Annotated in this window: 16 protein-coding genes, 2 pseudogenes and 1 riboswitch; of the genes and pseudogenes, 10 read left to right on the forward strand and 8 right to left on the reverse strand. The window is 69.6% G+C overall.

What is annotated here, in order from left to right:
- Nucleotides 1-111: 111 nt before the first annotated feature.
- The 6 genes and pseudogenes from EV644_RS47445 to EV644_RS43765 form a co-directional block, all read left to right on the forward strand.
- Nucleotides 112-696, forward strand: a pseudogene (locus EV644_RS47445) (alpha/beta fold hydrolase); the annotation flags it as partial.
- Between the two features lie 21 nt (nucleotides 697-717).
- The gene (locus EV644_RS47450; protein WP_255513808.1) at nucleotides 718-1461 is read left to right on the forward strand and encodes a CocE/NonD family hydrolase C-terminal non-catalytic domain-containing protein; all 744 of its coding nucleotides are present in this window, start codon (nucleotides 718-720) and stop codon (nucleotides 1459-1461) included.
- A 51-nt stretch (nucleotides 1462-1512) separates the two neighbouring features.
- Nucleotides 1513-1785: a beta-propeller fold lactonase family protein gene (locus EV644_RS48085; protein ID WP_158293118.1), complete on the forward strand. Its 273-nt coding sequence runs from the start codon at nucleotides 1513-1515 to the stop codon at nucleotides 1783-1785.
- Nucleotides 1782-2021 (forward strand): LamG-like jellyroll fold domain-containing protein, encoded by a 240-nt coding sequence (locus EV644_RS43755; RefSeq protein ID WP_241999192.1) that lies wholly within the window; start codon nucleotides 1782-1784, stop codon nucleotides 2019-2021. Before EV644_RS48085 ends, EV644_RS43755 begins: the two co-directional genes overlap by 4 nt.
- Before the next feature lie 131 nt (nucleotides 2022-2152).
- Nucleotides 2153-3043, forward strand: a complete 891-nt coding sequence (locus tag EV644_RS43760; protein WP_199240388.1) for an aldo/keto reductase — start codon at nucleotides 2153-2155, stop codon at nucleotides 3041-3043.
- A 227-nt stretch (nucleotides 3044-3270) separates the two neighbouring features.
- Nucleotides 3271-3338: riboswitch (guanidine-III (ykkC-III) riboswitch) on the forward strand.
- Between the two features lie 19 nt (nucleotides 3339-3357).
- Nucleotides 3358-3621 (forward strand): CBU_0592 family membrane protein, encoded by a 264-nt coding sequence (locus EV644_RS43765; protein ID WP_132193961.1) that lies wholly within the window; start codon nucleotides 3358-3360, stop codon nucleotides 3619-3621.
- Between the two features lie 259 nt (nucleotides 3622-3880).
- Here the strand turns inward: EV644_RS43765 and EV644_RS43770 are convergent, their stop codons facing one another.
- Nucleotides 3881-4768: a hypothetical protein gene (locus tag EV644_RS43770; RefSeq protein ID WP_132193959.1), complete on the reverse strand. Its 888-nt coding sequence runs from the start codon at nucleotides 4766-4768 to the stop codon at nucleotides 3881-3883.
- 558 nt (nucleotides 4769-5326) lie between these two features.
- Between EV644_RS43770 and EV644_RS43775 the strand changes: the two genes are divergently transcribed.
- The 4 genes from EV644_RS43775 to EV644_RS43790 all read left to right on the forward strand — a co-directional run bounded on the left by EV644_RS43775 (nucleotide 5327) and on the right by EV644_RS43790 (nucleotide 9443).
- Entirely contained in the window at nucleotides 5327-6361 is a 1035-nt protein-coding gene (locus tag EV644_RS43775; protein WP_132193957.1) for an AAA family ATPase, read from the forward strand.
- 197 nt (nucleotides 6362-6558) lie between these two features.
- Complete coding sequence (locus EV644_RS43780; RefSeq protein WP_132193955.1) at nucleotides 6559-7518, forward strand: DUF58 domain-containing protein; 960 nt, start codon at nucleotides 6559-6561, stop codon at nucleotides 7516-7518.
- Nucleotides 7518-8471: a VWA domain-containing protein gene (locus tag EV644_RS43785; RefSeq protein ID WP_132193953.1), complete on the forward strand. Its 954-nt coding sequence runs from the start codon at nucleotides 7518-7520 to the stop codon at nucleotides 8469-8471. Before EV644_RS43780 ends, EV644_RS43785 begins: the two co-directional genes overlap by 1 nt.
- Nucleotides 8472-8945: 474 nt before the next feature.
- Nucleotides 8946-9443, forward strand: coding sequence for a DUF3145 domain-containing protein (locus tag EV644_RS43790; protein WP_132193951.1), 498 nt, complete (start codon nucleotides 8946-8948; stop codon nucleotides 9441-9443).
- A 285-nt stretch (nucleotides 9444-9728) separates the two neighbouring features.
- On the opposite strand, the gene EV644_RS43795 is transcribed toward EV644_RS43790, so the two are convergent.
- From EV644_RS43795 to EV644_RS45035, 7 genes and pseudogenes are all read right to left on the reverse strand, one after another.
- Nucleotides 9729-11153: an acyl-CoA carboxylase subunit beta gene (locus EV644_RS43795; protein WP_132193949.1), complete on the reverse strand. Its 1425-nt coding sequence runs from the start codon at nucleotides 11151-11153 to the stop codon at nucleotides 9729-9731.
- A gap of 213 nt (nucleotides 11154-11366) precedes the next feature.
- Complete coding sequence (locus EV644_RS43800; RefSeq protein WP_132193947.1) at nucleotides 11367-12602, reverse strand: beta-ketoacyl-[acyl-carrier-protein] synthase family protein; 1236 nt, start codon at nucleotides 12600-12602, stop codon at nucleotides 11367-11369.
- 179 nt (nucleotides 12603-12781) lie between these two features.
- Complete coding sequence (locus EV644_RS43805; RefSeq protein ID WP_012920191.1) at nucleotides 12782-13030, reverse strand: acyl carrier protein; 249 nt, start codon at nucleotides 13028-13030, stop codon at nucleotides 12782-12784.
- Between the two features lie 78 nt (nucleotides 13031-13108).
- Entirely contained in the window at nucleotides 13109-14107 is a 999-nt protein-coding gene (locus EV644_RS43810; protein ID WP_132193945.1) for a beta-ketoacyl-ACP synthase III, read from the reverse strand.
- 1 nt (nucleotide 14108) lies between these two features.
- Nucleotides 14109-15299: an acyltransferase domain-containing protein gene (locus tag EV644_RS43815; protein ID WP_132193943.1), complete on the reverse strand. Its 1191-nt coding sequence runs from the start codon at nucleotides 15297-15299 to the stop codon at nucleotides 14109-14111.
- 78 nt (nucleotides 15300-15377) lie between these two features.
- Nucleotides 15378-16574, reverse strand: coding sequence for a PucR family transcriptional regulator (locus EV644_RS43820; protein ID WP_241999171.1), 1197 nt, complete (start codon nucleotides 16572-16574; stop codon nucleotides 15378-15380).
- A 781-nt stretch (nucleotides 16575-17355) separates the two neighbouring features.
- Nucleotides 17356-17873 (reverse strand): annotated as a pseudogene (locus EV644_RS45035) (hypothetical protein); the annotation flags it as partial.

Here is a 17873-nt window from a genome sequence, read left to right on the forward strand (position 1 = left end):
TGGTCGCTGCTGATCGTGAAGGCCCTGACCCCTTCCCCGCCTACGCCACGCCGACAGTGACGAACGGCTCACCCACGCTCAACTCCGAAGAGCCAGTACGTCGGCCAGGGCACCAAGCTCGCCAAGGCCGGGTTCCAAGTGATCTCGTACTCCAGCCGTGGCTTCTGGGACTCCGCCGGTGGCATCGACATCGCGGGGCCGCCTACCGTGGCCGATGTCAGCGAGGTGATCGACTGGGCGGTCGAGCACACGGCGGCTGATACCGACAGGGTGGCCGCGGTCGGCATCTCTTACGGCGCCGGCGTCTCCTTGCTGGCCAGCGCGCAGGATCCCCGGATCAAGGCGGTCGGCGCACTCAGCGGCTGGGCCGATCTGATCGCCTCGCTCAACCCCAACGAGACGGTCGCGCTGCAGTCCGTCGCGGGACTCCTTGCGCTGGGCAACATCACCGGGCGGCCCGGGCCCGAGATGCGATCGCTGCAGGCCAAGTTCCTGGTTGGCGATTACGACGGCGCGATCACGGAGGCGAAGCAGCTCGCGCCGGTGCGGTCCGCGGCGACGGTGATCGACCGGATCAACGCGAACCAGCCGGCCGTGTTCCTCGCCAACGCGTTCGAGGACTCGATCTTCCCGCCCACGCAGTACACCGACTTCTTCACCAGGCTCACCGGGCCGAAGCGACTCCTCCTGGCGCACGGCGACCACGCGACCCCCGAGTTGACCGGGGCGATCGGCCTGCCCAACGAGACGTGGGACGAGCTGGCTCCCTGGCTGCGGCACTACCTGACCGGCGCGGACAATGGCGCCGATGCGGAAGCGCCTGTCCAGCTCAAGTCGCAGCGCAACGTCTGGCGTGGCTACCCGAACTGGGCTGCCGTCGGATCGCCGAAGACTTCGTACCTGTCGAAGCCGGCCGGGTTGTCCCGGACCGGCGGGCTGCAGAGCAAAGCTGCGACCGGCTGGTCCAATGGCATCGGCGCAGGCGTTCCGACGTTGGCCGACAGCGGGATCGCACTGGTATCGGGCGCATTGCAAGGGCTCCTGTCGATCCCGGTGGGAGTCGCGACGCCACTGGTCGATCGCACCTTCGCGGGGGTCTGGTCGGGCCCGACCTACAGCTCGCCTGCAGTACTGAACGGCACGCCGCGGCTGCATGTCACCGTCACGCCGAGCGGCCGCGACACCTCGCTCTTCGCCTACCTGTACGACGTTGACGCGCTGGGCGTCGGGTCGCTCGTCTCGCACAAGCCGTACACGTTGCGCGGGGCAACACCCGGCCGCGCCGTACCGTTCGACTTCAAGCTGGAGGCGACGAGCTGGGAGGTCGCGGCGGGGCATCACCTCGTGCTCGTGGTGGACACGGTGGACCCGCGCTACCTCGGTCGGAGCAGGCTCGGCACCTCGGTCAGCTTCAGCTCGCCCCCGGGTGATCCGGCCTGGCTCAGCGTTCCTGTTGCGTAGATTGCAACCACAGTTCCTGATCCGTCGTCCTCGGTCGCAACCTGCTACGCCGTGAACGAGCAGGCGGCGGGTGGCGTCACCGCGGTCGCGGTTGATGCTCCGGGCAAGTTGCGAGTGCTCAACCGTCAGCCGAACGGCGGATTCGCGCCGTGCCATCCCGCACTGGTTGCTGATGGCAAGTACTTGCTGAGCGCCAACTACGGCTCGGGGGACATTGCCGTTGGCTCTGAGCTCCCAGGCCACAGTAGAGGCCGGCGCGGGACCGCGGCACCTGGCCTTCCATCCGAGCGGGCAAGCCGACGCCGGGGCAGTGGTATCACCTGACCGGTGTCCGCGACGCCGCGCAGGGCGAGCTGAGGCTGTACGTCGACGGCGCGCTTGTGGCCACCAAGAGCGCTTGCAGCCTGGACGCCACCCCCACCGGCAACACGGTGATCGGCCGGGCCGAGTTCGGCGGCAACCAGGTCGACTACCTCGACGGGACCGTCGACCAGGTGCACCTGTTCGACCGCGCGCTGACCTCGACGGAGGTGAAGGCCCTGTACGACTCGGGCCGCTGACAGTTCGGCGCGGACCGGTTCGCTGCGGGAAGGGGCTTGCGTTGCGACGGCTCGGCTGGGACGTTCGAGATGCGAGGTCGTCGCAGACCCCCGATCCTGGTAGTGGTGCCGACCAGGGAGGAATCACTGCGATGACCGCTCCCAGCCAACTGCTCTCACCCAGGATCATGACGAGATTCCGGCCACCCCGCTTCGGGCTCGATGGTTCGCCGATCGGCGAACTGCCGGGTCCGGACGGTGACGCGATCGCGACGGCCACCATCGACGCGGCGTACCAGGCCGGGATCCGGTTCTTCGTCACCTCGCCGCTCTACGGCCGCGGCCAGTCCGAACGCCGCTTCGGTACTGCGCTCGCCCGCCGGCCGCGCGGGGAGTTCCTCGTCTCGACCAAGGTCGGCCGGCTCGCTGATGGCAGCGTCGACTTCTCGGCCGACGGGATCAAGCGGTCGCTGGTGGAGAGCTCCGACCGGCTCGAGCTCGATGTCGACCTGGTGTTCCTGGACGACCCCGGAGAGCACACGCAACAGGCGCTCGACGAGGCCTATCCGGTGCTGCGCGAACTCCGCGAGCAAGGTGCGATCACCGCGATCGGGGCCGCGATGGACGACTGGCGGTTGCTCGACCGGTTCGTCCGCGATACCGACCTCAACGCGGTTCTGCTCGCTGGTCAGTACTCCCTGCTCGACCGTTCCGCGGCACCCTTGCTCGATCGGTGCCAGGCTCGAGGGGTCGCCGCGATCGTGTCCGGAGTACTGACTCCGCAGGTGCTGCAGACCGACCGGCCGGAGCACGCGACCGATGCGGCCACCATTCTGGCGCGCCGGATCTCGGCCGTCTGCGAGCGGTACGGCGTATCCCTGCCGCAGGCCGCGCTCGCCTTTCCTGGAAGGCATCCCGCCGTCACCTCGGTGTTGATCGGAGCTGCCAGCCAGGCGGAGATCCGCGCGGACGCGGCGCTGGTCCGACAATCTGTTCCGGCCGCGCTCTGGAACGACGAGGAACTGCTCAGACTCCTGGACTAGTCGAGCCCGGGGTGTGCGCGAGCTCGTTGCTCAAGGCAAACGATGTTGGAATGATCGAGCTGCGACGCAATCGGGATCATCGCCGGCACCGACCATGCCGGCCGGCTCGAACTGCAGAACTTGGTGATCGACGGCGGCCCGACTCCCGGCCGCGGTCGCCGCCCGGTTGGTGACCAAGGCAACCACGATTCGCGATTCCCCGTAGATCTTCCCAGGTAAGCTGGTGTGAGGCCCGCCGGTCTGGCGGGCCCCGGACGAGATGGCGCCGTACCCGGTGGAGCAAAGACGGCGCCCGCCCCTGGAGGGGCCTCGAGATGCATCCTGTCGACGTCCTCGAAATCGCCGGAGCCGTGACAATCCTGGTCGCGTTCGCCGCCTCCCAGGCGGGCCGGCTCGAACAACGCACCTGGACCTACCAACTGCTGAACCTCGTTGGCTCCGCGGTCCTAGCCGCGATCGCCGCGGCCGAGAGTTCCTGGGGCTTCCTGCTCCTGGAGGGCAGCTGGGCGGTGGTCAGCCTGATCGCGGTGATCGCCCTCTTCCGTCGCAAGCCGGACCTACACTCCAAACCCAGCTAGCCCTACTCGCAGGGCGTTGGTGATACTTCGGCCGAGTGGCGACGGTCGCGACGAGCGCGAGCATGGAGCGGGGTGATCCAGCGGACGGCCACCGCTCATCAACCTCGCCAGCAGGCCACGGGCTGGGCGTTGCCAGGCGGCGCGCCGACGAGCGCTACCGATGCCGACGGCGCGCCCTGGTATGGCGCACCAGTCCCGCGTTGGTGGTGGGTGCTGCGTCAGTGGTGGTGCTGCGCCGACGGTGATGCTGCGTCAGTGGTTAGAAGCGGTCGCCCGGGTTTGTGGGGGTACCGCCCGGGCTCACGGGACCTTCGGTCGGGATCGGGCCACTGGTGGTGCCGCCGCTCGGGGACGGGCCCGGCGTCGTGCTGGTGCCCGGTGAACCCGGGCCGCTCGTGGTCGGCGAACCGGTGCCGGGCGGCGGGGTGGTCGGGGTGACTGTGACCGTGGCTGTGCCGCTCGGGCTCGGGATCACCGGCTCCGGGTCCACCTCGGGGGCGTTGCGGAACAGCAGCCAGGCGACCAGAACCGCGATCGCCATGATGATCGCCATCGTCAGCAGCGACAGGATCAACGCGAGCGTGGAGGCGGGCCGCAGTACGGCGGGCCAGGGGAGCGGCCAGATCCGGAACAGGCCCGGGCGCCGGCGGTTCTCCCAGTGGTGCCGGTAATCGGGTCCGCGGAACCGGCCGAGCTGAGGGATCCGGTCCATCAGTACCGCGGACAGCACCTCCTCGCCCCGGCGTTCGGCGATCAGCCGCTCGTCCGCGGCGGCGCTGGAACCGTCCTCAGGGCGAACCGGGCCGAGCGCGACCCAGAGCGCCAGGTCGTCATCGTCCACATCGTTGTGCGCGAGGACCGCTTCCTGCGGGAGATCGTCCACCGCGGTGACGAACCGATCCCGCGCAGCGGCGTCGTCGGCTGAGCCCTCGGTCATCATCGCGACCACCGCGTCGCGGCCGGTCTCGTCACTCGCCGAGTACAGGTAGCCTGCCGCGTTCGCCCCCAGCCGCGCGCGCAACCAGAAGTCCCCGACCCGCGGCGGATCCTCCGGCAGCAGCGGCAGAGCGTCCGGGAGCACCCGCGCCGACCCCGCGTCCGGAGCTGTAGCCGGCGCGGTCGCTGTGTGGGAGTCGGTCGCGGTCATCACCACCAATCCCACCACACACCCGGTAGCAGTGTCGCCCAAGCCCACCAACACCCTCCCCGTCACCCGCCCGTACGCCGTACCCGACCGGGCACGCACCGCCTTCGCCTGTGTCCTGCGGAGTCGGCACACCGCCGCCTGCCCGCTGCGTATGCCGCACCCGAGTCCGCTCGCACGCCGCCCGCGGCCGCCCGTACGCCGCCTGCGTGGAGGCCGTACCCGGGCTCCGGACCGGCCCAGCACGCACGCCGCCGCCCGGGCTTGGCCACGCCTCACCCGAGCCAGCGGCCCCGCCGCCTCGCCGGGCCCACGCCGTACCCGAGCCTGGGCGCACGCCCCACCTGCGCCAAGGCGAACGCCCTGCCTGCGCGAGTGCGGGCGCAGTACCAGGGGCCTATTCGTACGGCGTACGGGGTGGAGGGTGTTCGGATTTGGGGTGGTGGGGAGGATAGGAGGGGAGCCGGGCGGGGCGTGCTCGTGCCCGGACCCGGCGATCTGATGGAATGGCGGCAGTTACCGAGCGCACACAAGGTCCGTGTGGACCCCGGGAGGACAGGCATGACCGAAACCACTGTGCCGGCAGGGTCAGTGGCCCAGCAGTCCCATTTGATCGGCGAGGCCATCAACGAGGTCAAGCGCGTCATCGTCGGCCAGGAGCACATGGTCGAGACGCTGATGGTGTCGTTGCTCGCCAAGGGGCACTGCCTGCTCGAGGGCGTTCCCGGCGTCGCCAAGACGCTCGCCGTCCGGACCTTCGCCTCGGTGGTCGGCGGCTCGTTCGCCCGGATCCAGTTCACCCCCGACCTGGTGCCCTCCGACATCGTCGGTACCCGGATCTACCGGCAGACCCGCGAGGCGTTCGACATCGAGCTCGGCCCGACCTTCGTGAACTTCGTCCTCGCCGACGAGGTGAACCGGGCGCCGGCCAAGGTGCAGTCGGCGATGCTGGAGCTGATGGCCGAGCGGCAGGTGTCGATCGGCGGCCAGACCTTCCCGATGCCGAAGCCGTTCATCGTGATCGCCACCCAGAACCCGATCGAGTCCGAGGGCGTCTACCCGCTGCCCGAGGCGCAGCGGGACCGGTTCCTGGTCAAGATCGACGTACCGCACCCGCGCGGGCACGAGGAGTTCGAGATCCTCCGCCGGATGAGCGTGGACCCGCCGCAGCCGCGGCAGGTGCTGAAGCCCGAGACGATCATGGAGCTGCAGCGCTCGGCCGAGCAGGTCTTCGTCCACAACCTGGTCGCGGAGTACGCGGTACGTCTGGTGATGGCGACCCGGACCCCGTCCGACTTCCACCTGCCCGACCTCGAGCCGATCATCGAGCTCGGCGTCAGCCCGCGCGCCACCCTCGGCCTCATCTCGGCCGGCCGGGGGCTCGCGCTGATCCACGGTCGCGACTACCTGCTGCCGAGCGACATCCAGACCGTCGCGCTGGACGTGATGGGCCACCGGCTCGGCCTGACCTTCGACGCGGTCGCCGACAACATCGACCCGCGCGCGGTGATCGAGCGGATCCTTGCCACCGTGCCCCCGCCGCAGCCCGTCTGGCGCGACGGCAACGACGGCACCGGCCGGCCGGAATTCGTTTAGTGTCCCGCGTCCGAGGTGACTTGGCGCTTGCGGCGCCCAGCCACGCACCTCACGGCACCGGCCAAGCATCCACGATGCTCCGCATCGAGGACGCTCGTCCGGCACCGCGATGCACGCACCTGACCACCGCAATCACTCAAGCCACCTCGGACGCGGGACACTGAGCCATGGCCAACCGACCGGACCCTCGGACCGCGATGACGATCTCGCAGCTCGCTCCCGAGCGCGCCCTGCGCCGGCTCGAGCTGACGGTCGTACGGCGGCTCGAGGGTTACCTGCACGGTGAGCACCTCGGCCTGCTGCCAGGCCCTGGTACCGAGCTGGCCGAGGCCCGCGAGTACCAGGTCGGCGACGACGTACGCCGGATGGACTGGGCCGTCACCGCCCGTACTACGGTCCCGCACGTCCGCGACCTGATCGCGGACCGCGAGCTGGAGACCTGGGCGATGGTCGACCTGTCCGCCTCGATGGACTTCGGCACGTCCCAGATGGAGAAGCGCGAGCTCGCCGTCGCCGCGGTCGCGACCGTCGGGTTCCTCACCCACCGGCTGGGGGACCGCTTCGGTGGTCTGATGCTGCGCGACTCTACCCTGCGCCGCTGGCCCGCTCGGTCCGGCCGTCTGGCTCTGTACGGGCTGTTGCGGGCGCTGCTCGCGGAGACCGACCATGGCGATCACCAGGCCCGCAGCGACCTGGCCGGCGCGCTGGACTCGATGGCGCGCACGCAGCGCAAGCGCGGCCTGCGGGTGATTGTGTCCGACTTCCTCACCCCCGAGGACGGCGAGGTCGACAGCCGGATGGAGCCGTCCTGGGAACGCCCGATGCGCAAACTGACCGCGCAGCACCAGGTGCTCGCGGTCGAGATCATCGACCCGCGCGAGCTGGAACTACCGAATATCGGCGTCGTCATGATCGGCGACCCCGAGACCGGCTCGATCCGCGAGATCGACACGCGCAAGCGCCGGGTCCGCGAGGAGTACGCCGCGGCCGCGCTAGCGCAGCGGGAACGAACCAGGACCGCCCTGCGTAGGGTAGGTGCTGGGCACCTGGTTCTGCGCACCGACCGTGACTGGGTTGCTGACACCGTGCGATTCGTCCTCGCCTACCGGCGAGTGGCGCCCCGCCTGCACCAACCGCCGAAGGGAGTGGCTCGCTGATGGAGTTCCTGTCTCCGGCCCGATTGTGGTTCCTGCTGTTCATCCCGCTCGTCGTCGCGGGGTACATCTTCCTGCAGCACCGGCGCGCGCAGTACGCGCTGCGCTTCACCAACATCGCGCTGCTGGACCGGGTCGCTCCACGCCGCCCGCAGTGGCGTCGTCATGTTGCCGTGGTGCTCGCGCTGCTCGCGACCGCGTCCTGCATCCTCGCGTTCGCCCAGCCGAAGGCCGAGGTCAAGGTGCCGCGCGAGCGGGCCACTATCGTCGTCGCGATCGACGTCTCGCTCTCGATGATGGCGACCGACGTCGACCCGAACCGGTTGGAGGCGGCGAAGAAGTCGGCGAAGAACTTCGTCGACCAGCTGCCCGCCAAGTTCAACGTCGCGCTGGTCAACTTCGCCGGTACGGCGTCCATCATCGTCCCGCCGACGACCGACCGGGCCACCGTGCAGCGGTCGATCGACGGTCTCGAGCTGGCCGAGTCCACCGCGACCGGCGAGGGTATCTTCACCTCGCTGCAGGCGCTCACCCAGGTCCCGCCGGACCCGGAGCACCCCAACGACCCGGCCCCGGCCCGCATCGTGCTGCTGTCCGACGGCAAGCGCACGGTCGGCCGCACCGCCCAGGAAGCCGCTCAGGCCGCCAAGGCGAAGAACACGCCGGTCTACACGATCACCTTCGGTACCGACTCCGGCTTCATCGAGATGGACGGCATCCGGCAGCGGGTCCCACCGGACCGTGCCGAACTGCGCAGCGTCGCCGAGATCACCGGCGGCGAGGCCTACACGGCCGAGTCCGCGGGCGAGCTCGAGGACGTCTACAAGGACATCGGCTCCTCGGTCGGCTACGACAAGGTCGACAAAGAGGTGACGTCCCGCTTCGCCGGCATCGCCATGCTCTTCACCCTCGCCGCAGCAGGCGCCTGCATAGCCCTCGCCTCCCGCTTCCCGTAAGCCTGCCCGCACGAGAGCCCGCCATACTCCGGTACGGCGGGCTCTCGGCGTTCGCGGGCCTAAACGCGCTGAGGTCAGGGTGGTTCGCCGTTTCGGTGGCGGGCTGTTCGGCCGGTGGCGCCGTACAAGACGCAAGCGGCCGAACAACCCGCCAGCCGGGGTCTATTGGGGTTGCGAGTGCGGGGGTTCGTCGGCAGGAGCGCTGCACCACGTTGCCTGACGCGCAGATATCGCCACGACGCTGTGAGGTCGGGATCTACCGCCTGGTGGTCCGCTCGTCCGTCTGAAAGCGACGGGCCGGCAGGACTGTCCGAAGTACGGGGATGGATTGCGACACGACGGTGATGTAGTTGACACGGCGAGGTTGCTGGTGTTGGAGGGGTAGGTGGTGCAAGATGGTGCTCGCCGTCCGGGATTGACGAAGACGTGTTCGAGAACGCTGGGGAAGGCGCCCCTCGAGCACAGGAGGTCCCGGTGGCGACGACTCGTGGCGTTCTTTACGTCCACACGGTGCCGTCAGCGTTGTGCCCGCATGTCGAGTGGGCAGCGGGCGGCATCCTTGGCGTGCCTGTGAAACTCGACTGGACGCCGCAGCCCGCGGCCCAGGGCACCTACCGGGCCGAGCTGTCGTGGCAGGCCGAGGCCGGTACGGCGGCCAAACTGGCGTCCGCTCTGCGCGGCTGGCAGAAGTTGCGCTTCGAGGTCACCGAGGAACCGAGCAACGGCGTCGAGGGCGAGCGCTATTCCTTCACCCCGACCCTCGGCGTCTTTCACGCGACTACCGGCGTTCACGGCGACATCATGGTGCCCGAGGAGCGGCTGAAGGCCGCGATGCTGAAGGCTGCGAGCGGTGAAGCCGACCTGACCGAGGAAGTCGAGCGTTTGCTCGGCCGCCCCTGGGACGACGAGTTGGAGCCCTTCCGGTACGCGGGCGACGGCGCCCCGGTCCGGTGGCTGCACCAGGTTGTCTGAGGAGCCTGAGAGGAAACCTGAGAACTTCAGAAGAAAGCGCTCAAAGGTGGAGCTTTCTTATAACTTTTCGATGATGCTGTGTGTCAGACGTTCCACCAGGGTTGGGAGGAGCCGTGGCCGCTGGGCCACCGGGTGTCGGGACACCCCCGGTTGTCGCAAACAGCGGCCGCACCACTTGAAGGGCGCGGACCTCACGGTCCGCGCCCTTCACTTTTGTGCTCTTTTACGTCCGAAGAAGCGAGGGGCTATAGACCTCGCTTCGTCGGACGTAACGGGACAGAGGGCTTACAGCGGGATGTTGCCGTGGCGGCCGCGGACCCGGCCGTCGGCTTCGGCGTTGGCGATCGCGGTGGCCAACGCGGTGCGGGTCTTGGCGGGTTCGACGACCTCGTCGACGACGCCGATCTCGATGGCGCGCTCGATGCCGCCGGCAATCTTCTCGTGCTCGGCGGCCAGCTCGGCCTCGACCTGCGGGCGCAGCTCGGGGGCGACCTCCGCGAGCTTGCGGCGATGCAGGACCCGGATCGCGGCGACCGCACCCATCACGGCCACCTCGGCCCGCGGCCACGCGAACACCCGGGTCGCCCCGAGGGACCGCGCGTTCATGGCGATGTAGGCGCCGCCGTACGTCTTGCGGGTCACCAGGGTCACCCGTGGTACGACCGACTCCGCGAAGGCGTGCAGCAGCTTGGCGCCACGCCGTACGACGCCGTCCCACTCCTGGCCGACACCCGGCAGGTACCCCGGTACGTCGACCAGCACGACCATCGGTACTCCGAGCGCATCGCACATCCGCACGAAGCGGGACGCCTTCTCCGCCGACAACGCGTCGAGGCAGCCGCCGAGCCGGAGCGGGTTGTTCGCGATCACGCCGACGGTCCGGCCACCGAGCCGGCCCAGCGTGGTCACGATGTTCGGCGCCCACCGCTGGTGCAGCTCGACGCCGGACTCCTCGTCGAGCACCCCGCCGACGAGCGGGTGGACGTCGTACGCGCGCTTCGCCGACTCCGGCAGCAGCCCGGACAGATCGGTGTCGGACACGTCGGTCGACATCTCGCCCTGGTTCGCGAACAGGTCCGCCAGCTGACGGGCCTTCTCGATCGCGGCGGCCTCGGAGTCGGTGGTGATGTGCACGACTCCCGAGCGCCGGCCGTGCGGCTCGGGACCACCCAGCCGCAGCATGTCGACGTCCTCGCCCGTCACCGAGCGGACCACGTCCGGACCGGTGACGAAGATCCGGCCCTCCGGCCCGAGGATGACCACGTCGGTCAGCGCCGGCCCGTACGCCGCACCGCCCGCCGCCGGGCCGAGCACGACCGAGATCTGCGGGATCTTGCCCGAGGCCTGGGTCATCTCGTAGAAGATCTTGCCGACCGCGTGCAGGCTGAGGACTCCCTCGGCCAGCCGGGCGCCGCCGGAGTGCCACAGGCCGATGACCGGCAGCTCCTCCCTGCGGGCGACCTGGTAGGCCTTCACGACGACGTCGCAGCCCTCGTCACCCATCGCGCCACCCATCACGGTCGCGTCCGAGCAGAACGCGACCACGGGAGCACCGGCGATGGTGCCGCGGACCGCGAGCATGCCGGACAGGTCGTCCGCGGTGATCAGCTCGAGGGTTCCCGGGTCGAGCAGCGCCGTGAGCCGACTGACCGGGTTGCGGGGGTCGTGCTCACGGGGCAGCTTCGCCGGTTTGACGGGGGCAGTGGTCATGGGGGTCCTCCCGGTCAGGCTGACTGGCGGTGTCAGCTGGAGTTACGGCGTCAGACGGAGTGACTGGGGCCGTCTGACCGACAGCGCCAGACGGACCTCCCGTAGCGGACTGACGGATCGCGTCAGACCGACCTGCTGCGTCACACCGACTTACTGCGATCAGGTCGACGAACTACGTCAACCTGACTTACTGCGTCAGACCGATTTACTGCATCAGACAGATTTGAAGGCGAGGGCGACGTTGTGTCCGCCGAAGCCGAAGGAGTTGTTCAGTGCCGCGATGTCCCCGTCGCTGAGCTTGCGCTGCTCGGTCGCGATGTCGAGCTGGATCCCGTCGTCGACCTTGTCCAGGTTGATCGTCGGCGGCACCACCCGGTGGTGCAGGGCGAGCACGGTGGCGATCGACTCGACCGCTCCGGCCGCGCCGAGCAGGTGCCCGATCATCGACTTCGGTGCGGTGGCGATCGCGTGGTCGGCCGCGCCGCCGAGCGCCTTGCGGATCGCCACCGACTCTGCGATGTCACCGACCGGCGTGGAGGTCGCGTGTGCGTTGATGTGCACGATGTCGCCGGTGGCCAGGTCGCCCTCGCGGAGCGCCTGCAGCATGGCGCGCTCGGCCCCCGAACCGGTCGGGTCGGGCTGCACGATGTCGTGGCCGTCGGCGGTGATGCCGGCGCCGGCGAACTCGGCGTAGATCTTCGCGCCGCGGGCGACCGCATGATCGTAGTTCTCCAGCACCAGTACGCCGGCACCCTCGCCGAGCAGGAAGCCGTCCCGGTCGACGTCCCACGGCCGGGAAGCCCGCTCGGGGTCGTCGTTGCGCTTGCTCAGCGCCATCATCTGGCCGAACGCGGCCATCGACAGGCCCGCGATCGAACCCTCGGCGCCACCGGCGACGACGATGTCGGCGCGGCCGAGGCGGATCTGGTCGGCGGCCAGCGAGATGGCCTCGTTGCTGGAGGCGCAGGCGGAGACCGGCGTCTGCACACCGGCCAGGGCGCCCAGCTCGAGGCCGACGTTGGCGGCGGCCGAGTTCGGCATCAGCATCGGGATCGCCAGCGGCGACACCCGGCGCGGGCTGGTCTTCAGCGCGTCGTAGTTGGTCAGGGTGGTCAGCAGGCCACCGATACCGGTTGCGATCGCCACGCCGAGACGGGTCTTGTCCAGCTCGACGTCGGCCAGACCGGAGTCGGCCCAGGCTTCGCGGGAGGCGACGATGGCGAACTGGGCGTTGCGGTCCAGCCGGCGGGCCTTGACCCGCTCGATCACCTCGGTGGGCTCGACGGCGGCGGGAGCGGCGATCTTGACCGGCAGCTCGTCGACCCAGTCGGCGGTCAGCAGCTTCGCGCCGGACCGGCCGGCCAGCAGGGCCTCCCAGGTGCTGGGGATGTCGCCTCCGACCGGGGTCGTGGCTCCGAGCCCGGTGACGACGACTCGGGTCTTCGACATGGTTACCTCATCCTTCGGCGAGAGTAAGCGGGTGGTTGAGCGGGGTCAGGATGCCGGTGGTCCGGCTGGAACGGCCAGCGCCGGCGGCGGCCGGACCGGAGTACGGGCTGGGCGGCCGCTCACCGGGCAACGGCCCGGTGAGGCGGCCACGGCTGCCAGCACGATCGAGAAGAACTCGATCAGCCGTTCTGGGCGCGCTCGATGAACGCCACCGCGTCGCCGACGGTCTTCAGGTTCTTGACCTCGTCGTCGGGGATCTTGACGCTGAACTTCTCCTCGGCGGCCACCACGACCTCGACCATCGAGAGCGAGTCGACATCGAGGTCGTCGGTGAAGGACTTGTCCAGCTGGACGTCCTCGACCGGGATGCCCGCGATCTCGTTCACGATCTCGGCGAGGCTGGAGCGGATCTCTTCGGTGCTGGCCATCTGTTGTTCCCTTTCGGATTTCTTCTGTGTGCTTGCAGTCCGCCGGGACCGGCCACCTGAGCCGTTCCCGGACATCTATTAAGGGAGGCGGATCACCTGGGCGGCGAAGACCAGGCCCGCGCCGAAGCCGATGATCAGGGCGAGATCGCCGCTCTTGGCCTCACCGTTCTCGCGCATCGTGCTGATCGCGAGCGGGATCGAGGCGGCCGAGGTGTTGCCCTGCCGCTCGATGTCGCGGGCCACCTTGATCTGCTCGGGCAGTTTCAGCGTCCGGCGCATCGCGTCGGTGATCCGCATGTTCGCCTGGTGCGGGATGAACAGGTCGAGGTCCTCGGCCTTCACACCGGCCACGTCCAGCGCCTGCTGCGCGGTCTTGGCCATCTCGAACGAGGCCCAGCGGAACACCGGGTTGCCGTCCATCGTCAGGTGCGGCCACTGGTAGCTGCCGGCCGCCTCCTGCCAGGACTCCTTCTGGCTGATCACGTGGTGCTGGGTGCCGTCGGAGCCCCAGACGACCGGGCCGATCCCCGGCTCGTCGGACGGCCCGATCACGGCAGCCCCCGCGCCGTCGGCGAAGATGAACGCCGTACCGCGGTCGGTCCGGTCGGTGATGTCGCTGAGTCGCTCGACCCCGATCACCAGCACGTACTTCGCGCTGCCGGCGCGGACCATGTCGCTGGCCAGCGAGACGCCGTAGCAGAAGCCCGCGCAGGCGGCGGAGATGTCGAAGGCCGCCGCGGTGGGAGCGCCGACCGCGACGGCGAGCTGGGTCGCGATCGCCGGGGTCTGGTAGAGGTGCGTGACGGTGGCGACGACGACGCAGCCGATCTGGGCCGGGTCGATGCCGGAGTCGGCGAGCGCCTCCTTGGCGGCGTTCGTCGACATCATCAGGATCGTCTCGTCCTCGGACGCCCAGCGCCGCTCCTTGATCCCGGAGCGGGTCTGGATCCACTCGTCGCTGGAGTCGATCTGCTCGAGGATCTCCGCGTTGGTCACCACGCGGCGCGGCCGGTACGAACCGAGACCCAGTACCGCGGTGTGCTCGGCGCCGGTGGAGACGTTGATCTGTCCGGTCATGTCAGTTCACCGCGCTCGGGTGGAGACGGACCAGCGGTTGACCGGGGGCGACCGGGTCACCTTCTTCGACCAGCCACTCGACCACGATGCCGCCGTGCGGGGCACGGACCTCCAGCTCGTCGCGCAGACTCTTCACGGTCGCTACCACCTCTCCGGCTTCCACGGTGTCACCTGCCTCGCGCGGCACGTTCGCCGCGCGGGTGAAGATGCCCTTCATCGGGGCGACCAGCAGCCGCCAGGTCGGCGACGCGTCGATCTCGGACGGGCTGCCGTGCTTGTCGACGAACGCGCGGGCGTCGTCGAGCTGGTCCGGCGTCTTCAGAGCGAAGGTCTCGACACCCTTCAGAGCGCGCTTGGCGATCCCGGTGAGTGTGCCGGCCGGGGTCATCTCGAGGATGCCGGTGACTTGCAGGTCGGCCATCGTCTGCATGCACAGGTCCCACCGGACCGGCGCGTTGACCTGCTGCACCAGGCGGCGCAGTACATCGCGGCCGTCGTGCACGATCTGGCCGTCGCGGTTCGAGATCAGCCTGCTGCGCGGGTCGTGCGTGGTGATGGAGCGGGCGTAGCCGGCCAGCGTCTGGACGGCGGGCTCCATGTGCTTGGTGTGGAAGGCGCCGGCGACCGAGAGCGGGATCAGCCGGGTCCTGGCCGGCGGGTCCTCGGCCAGCGCGGCCAGCTCCTCGACAGTGCCGGCGGCGACGATCTGGCCCGGGCCGTTGTCGTTGGCGGGGGTCAGACCGTACTGCTCCAGCTTGGCCAGGATCTCGTCGCGATCCCCGCCGAGCACCGCGGTCATCGAGGTGGCGGTCAGCGCGGCGGCCGAGGCCATCGCCTTGCCGCGCTCGCGGACCAGCACCATGGCCTGCTCGGCGCTGATCACCCCGGCGCCGACGGCGGCGGCGAGCTCACCGACGCTGTGGCCGGCCAGCGCGCCCATCTTGGTGAACGCGTCACCCGGATGCGGGAACACCGCCAGCGCGGCCAGCATGCTGGCCGCGACCAGCAGCGGCTGCGCGATCGCGGTGTCGCGGATCGTGTCGGCGTCGGCCTTGGTGCCGTAGTGGGCGAGGTCGAGACCGGCCACCGCGGACAGCCAGTGCAGCCGGTTCTCGAAGACGGGGTCCTCGAGCCACGGCTCGAGGAAACCTGGGGACTGGGCGCCCTGCCCGGGCGCGACGATGACGAGCACGTGACAACTCTCCCTGAGTCAGGCTGTCCGTGGGCTACAAAGCAGCACGAATTCTACCGGCCAGACTTTGTAGGGATCCTACAAAACGTACGAACCCGGCTCCGGGTTGAGCAGGCGGCCCAGGGTCAGTGCGACACGTAATGTGAAAGCGTCTCGGGGGTTCGTCGGCGAGTAGCCCGTGATTTCGCCCACACGCTTCAACCTGTACCGGACAGTATTCGCGTGGATGAACATCGCCCGGGCCGTCGCCTCGATAGAACCACCTGAATCGAGGTATGCCGTGACGGTGTCCAGGAGGACTCCGTCGCCCATGGTGAGCGGGCCATAGACGTCTGAGGCCAGTTGGCGCCTGGCATGCCCGTCTCCCGACAGGGATCGCTCGGGCAGGAGTTCATCGGCTTGCACCGGTCTCGGAGCACCTGGCCACGCGGGTGCCGCGCGGAGTCCCGCGACCGCCGCACGGGCCGAGGTGACGGCCGACATCAGGTCTTTCACGACCGGCCCGACGACGATCGGACCCGGGCCGAACCACTCGGCGAGCTTTTGTACGATCTCGACAGGTTTACTCGTACCACCGAGTACTACTACCAGTCGATCGCCCTGCATCGCGCACAGAGCGTCAGCACCCGCCTCCCGCGCAGCGTGCCGGACCGAGTCCGCCACGTTGGTGCTACCACTCTCGGCTGAGGGAGCCCGGCCGACGACTACGGCGACCTCGGACGACCCCGTAGTACCGGAGCCGGTCCAGCCGAGGGCGGAAGCTCTGGAGCGCACGGATTCGTCTGCTTCACCACGGATCACGGAGTCGACCACCAGGGCCTCCAGCCGGGCGTCCCAGGCGCCGCGCATCTCCGCCGCCTGGGCGTACACGGTCGCGGCCGCGAAGGCGACCTCGCGGGCGTAGCGCTGCATCGCCTCGCGCACCACCGGCACGTCGTCCTCGGGGAGAAGGTCACCGATCGTGTTCTCGATCATCTCGATCGTGGTCCGGACCAGATCCACCGTCTGGTGCAGCGAGATCACCCGGGTGAACTCCCGCGGCGCCGAGCCGAACATCCTGGTCGGCATCGACGAGTGCGTCTCCGGATCCCGGAACCAGTCGACGAACGCGGTGATCCCCGACTGCGCCACCAACCCGATCCAAGACCGGTCCTGCGCCGACAACTCCCCGAACCAAGGCAACTTCTGGTCCATCGCGGCAATAGCAGCCGTCGCCAACGCCCCGGTCGCCCCCTGCAACCGCTCAGCCCGAGCCTCGTGCCCCTTAGCCACCACGCCCCGACCCTAGCCGCACTACGTCCGTCACCCACGCCACTCCTACGCCGCGGCTCCCACCCACCGCGGTTCGCCGCTCCTCGGTCGCGGCTCTCTTGGCTGCGAGGTGTCTAGCCGGCGCGAGCGGATCCGGAGTGCGGGTGGTTTGCCCGCACCACGCCTGCGTCGCCGCTCCCGCCCGCTCGTGCTGGCCCGAGCCTGCGTCGTGGGTAGTGACGTCGAGGCACACTCCGTCGGCGGGGCGGATTCGCAGTACGGGTGGTGGGTCCACTCCGCTCCTGCGTTGCCGCTCCAGCCCGGGTTCGCCCTCCTGCGTCGCCGCTGGTGAGCGCAGGGGGTGTCTAGCCTGGCCGGTCTTCCGGAGGACGAGTGATCTGCCCATGCCCGCTCCAACGACGACGCCGCCGCTCACGCGGTACCTCCGGCGCGCTGGTGACGGCGCGGTCCTCGCCGGGGTGGGTGTCCGGGAGGGGCCAGTTGGTCGTCGCGACTCCGAGGTACGGGTCAGGTTGCGGGTCCGCGGCGGAGGCAGGCAGGCGGGCGATGGACTCGCGAGAGTGGAAGATCCTCAGTTGCCAATCCCGTACGAGGCGCCCTGCGTCCTGTGAGAGCGTCAGCCAGGCGGGGCGCATGGCGGTCTTGGCCGGGGCTCCGTGGAGCGCGTGTCAGGAAGGCGCCAGGGCTCTGCTCGGAATGGGGAACCGGGACTGGCCTCGGGGGCGGGATTGTCGATCGGGCTGGAGTCGATGGCCGTCCTCGCGGAAGACCGGTCGTGGTCGCCTCACGGGTTGAACCGCACATCGACGTTCTCGGCGGCGGTCTGTGTCGGCGTGCCTGTCGGTAGGCCATGGTCGCCCCACGGATCGAGCCGTGCGTCAAGGGCTTCGAGTCGTGCGTCCGCGTCTTCTGTGATGGCCCGCGTCGCGGCATCGGCGCGATCTGCAGCCGGACCATCTGCGGCGGCTCCTGGCGGGTTGCCGGCGTGGCGCAGCGCCCTGTGACCCGGGGGCGGGTCGCCGGGTGGACGGGTCTGGCTGCCAGGCCCTGGATCGGGCGGGTCGGTGTCTGCCCACGGGTCGAACTGCGCGGCCGGGGTGTTCCCGGTGGTGGTGGTGGGTGCCGGGTGGTGGGCGTGGTTGCGGGCAGCGCTGTCCGACGCTCCGCGGTCGCGGTGGCTGGTGGTGGGGGTGCGGTAGCGGGTTCGGGTGGGGTGTGGTTCGGCCCAGGTGGGGCGGGCGACGGTGGCGGTGCCGTGGTGGAGGGTGATGGTCCAGTGGCCGTGGTGGGTGTCGATGTGGT

Source organism: Kribbella orskensis (assembly GCF_004342085.1).
Classification (GTDB): domain Bacteria; phylum Actinomycetota; class Actinomycetes; order Propionibacteriales; family Kribbellaceae; genus Kribbella; species Kribbella orskensis.

Coding starts and splice junctions, on each gene's coding strand:
- EV644_RS43760 (WP_199240388.1), top strand. CDS start 2,153: ATGACCGCTCCCAGCCAACTGCTCTCACCCAGGATCATGACGAGATTC.
- EV644_RS43765 (WP_132193961.1), top strand. CDS start 3,358: ATGCATCCTGTCGACGTCCTCGAAATCGCCGGAGCCGTGACAATCCTG.
- EV644_RS43770 (WP_132193959.1), bottom strand. CDS start 4,768: ATGACCGCGACCGACTCCCACACAGCGACCGCGCCGGCTACAGCTCCG.
- EV644_RS43775 (WP_132193957.1), top strand. CDS start 5,327: ATGACCGAAACCACTGTGCCGGCAGGGTCAGTGGCCCAGCAGTCCCAT.
- EV644_RS43780 (WP_132193955.1), top strand. CDS start 6,559: ATGACGATCTCGCAGCTCGCTCCCGAGCGCGCCCTGCGCCGGCTCGAG.
- EV644_RS43785 (WP_132193953.1), top strand. CDS start 7,518: ATGGAGTTCCTGTCTCCGGCCCGATTGTGGTTCCTGCTGTTCATCCCG.
- EV644_RS43795 (WP_132193949.1), bottom strand. CDS start 11,153: ATGACCACTGCCCCCGTCAAACCGGCGAAGCTGCCCCGTGAGCACGAC.
- EV644_RS43800 (WP_132193947.1), bottom strand. CDS start 12,602: ATGTCGAAGACCCGAGTCGTCGTCACCGGGCTCGGAGCCACGACCCCG.
- EV644_RS43805 (WP_012920191.1), bottom strand. CDS start 13,030: ATGGCCAGCACCGAAGAGATCCGCTCCAGCCTCGCCGAGATCGTGAAC.
- EV644_RS43810 (WP_132193945.1), bottom strand. CDS start 14,107: ATGACCGGACAGATCAACGTCTCCACCGGCGCCGAGCACACCGCGGTA.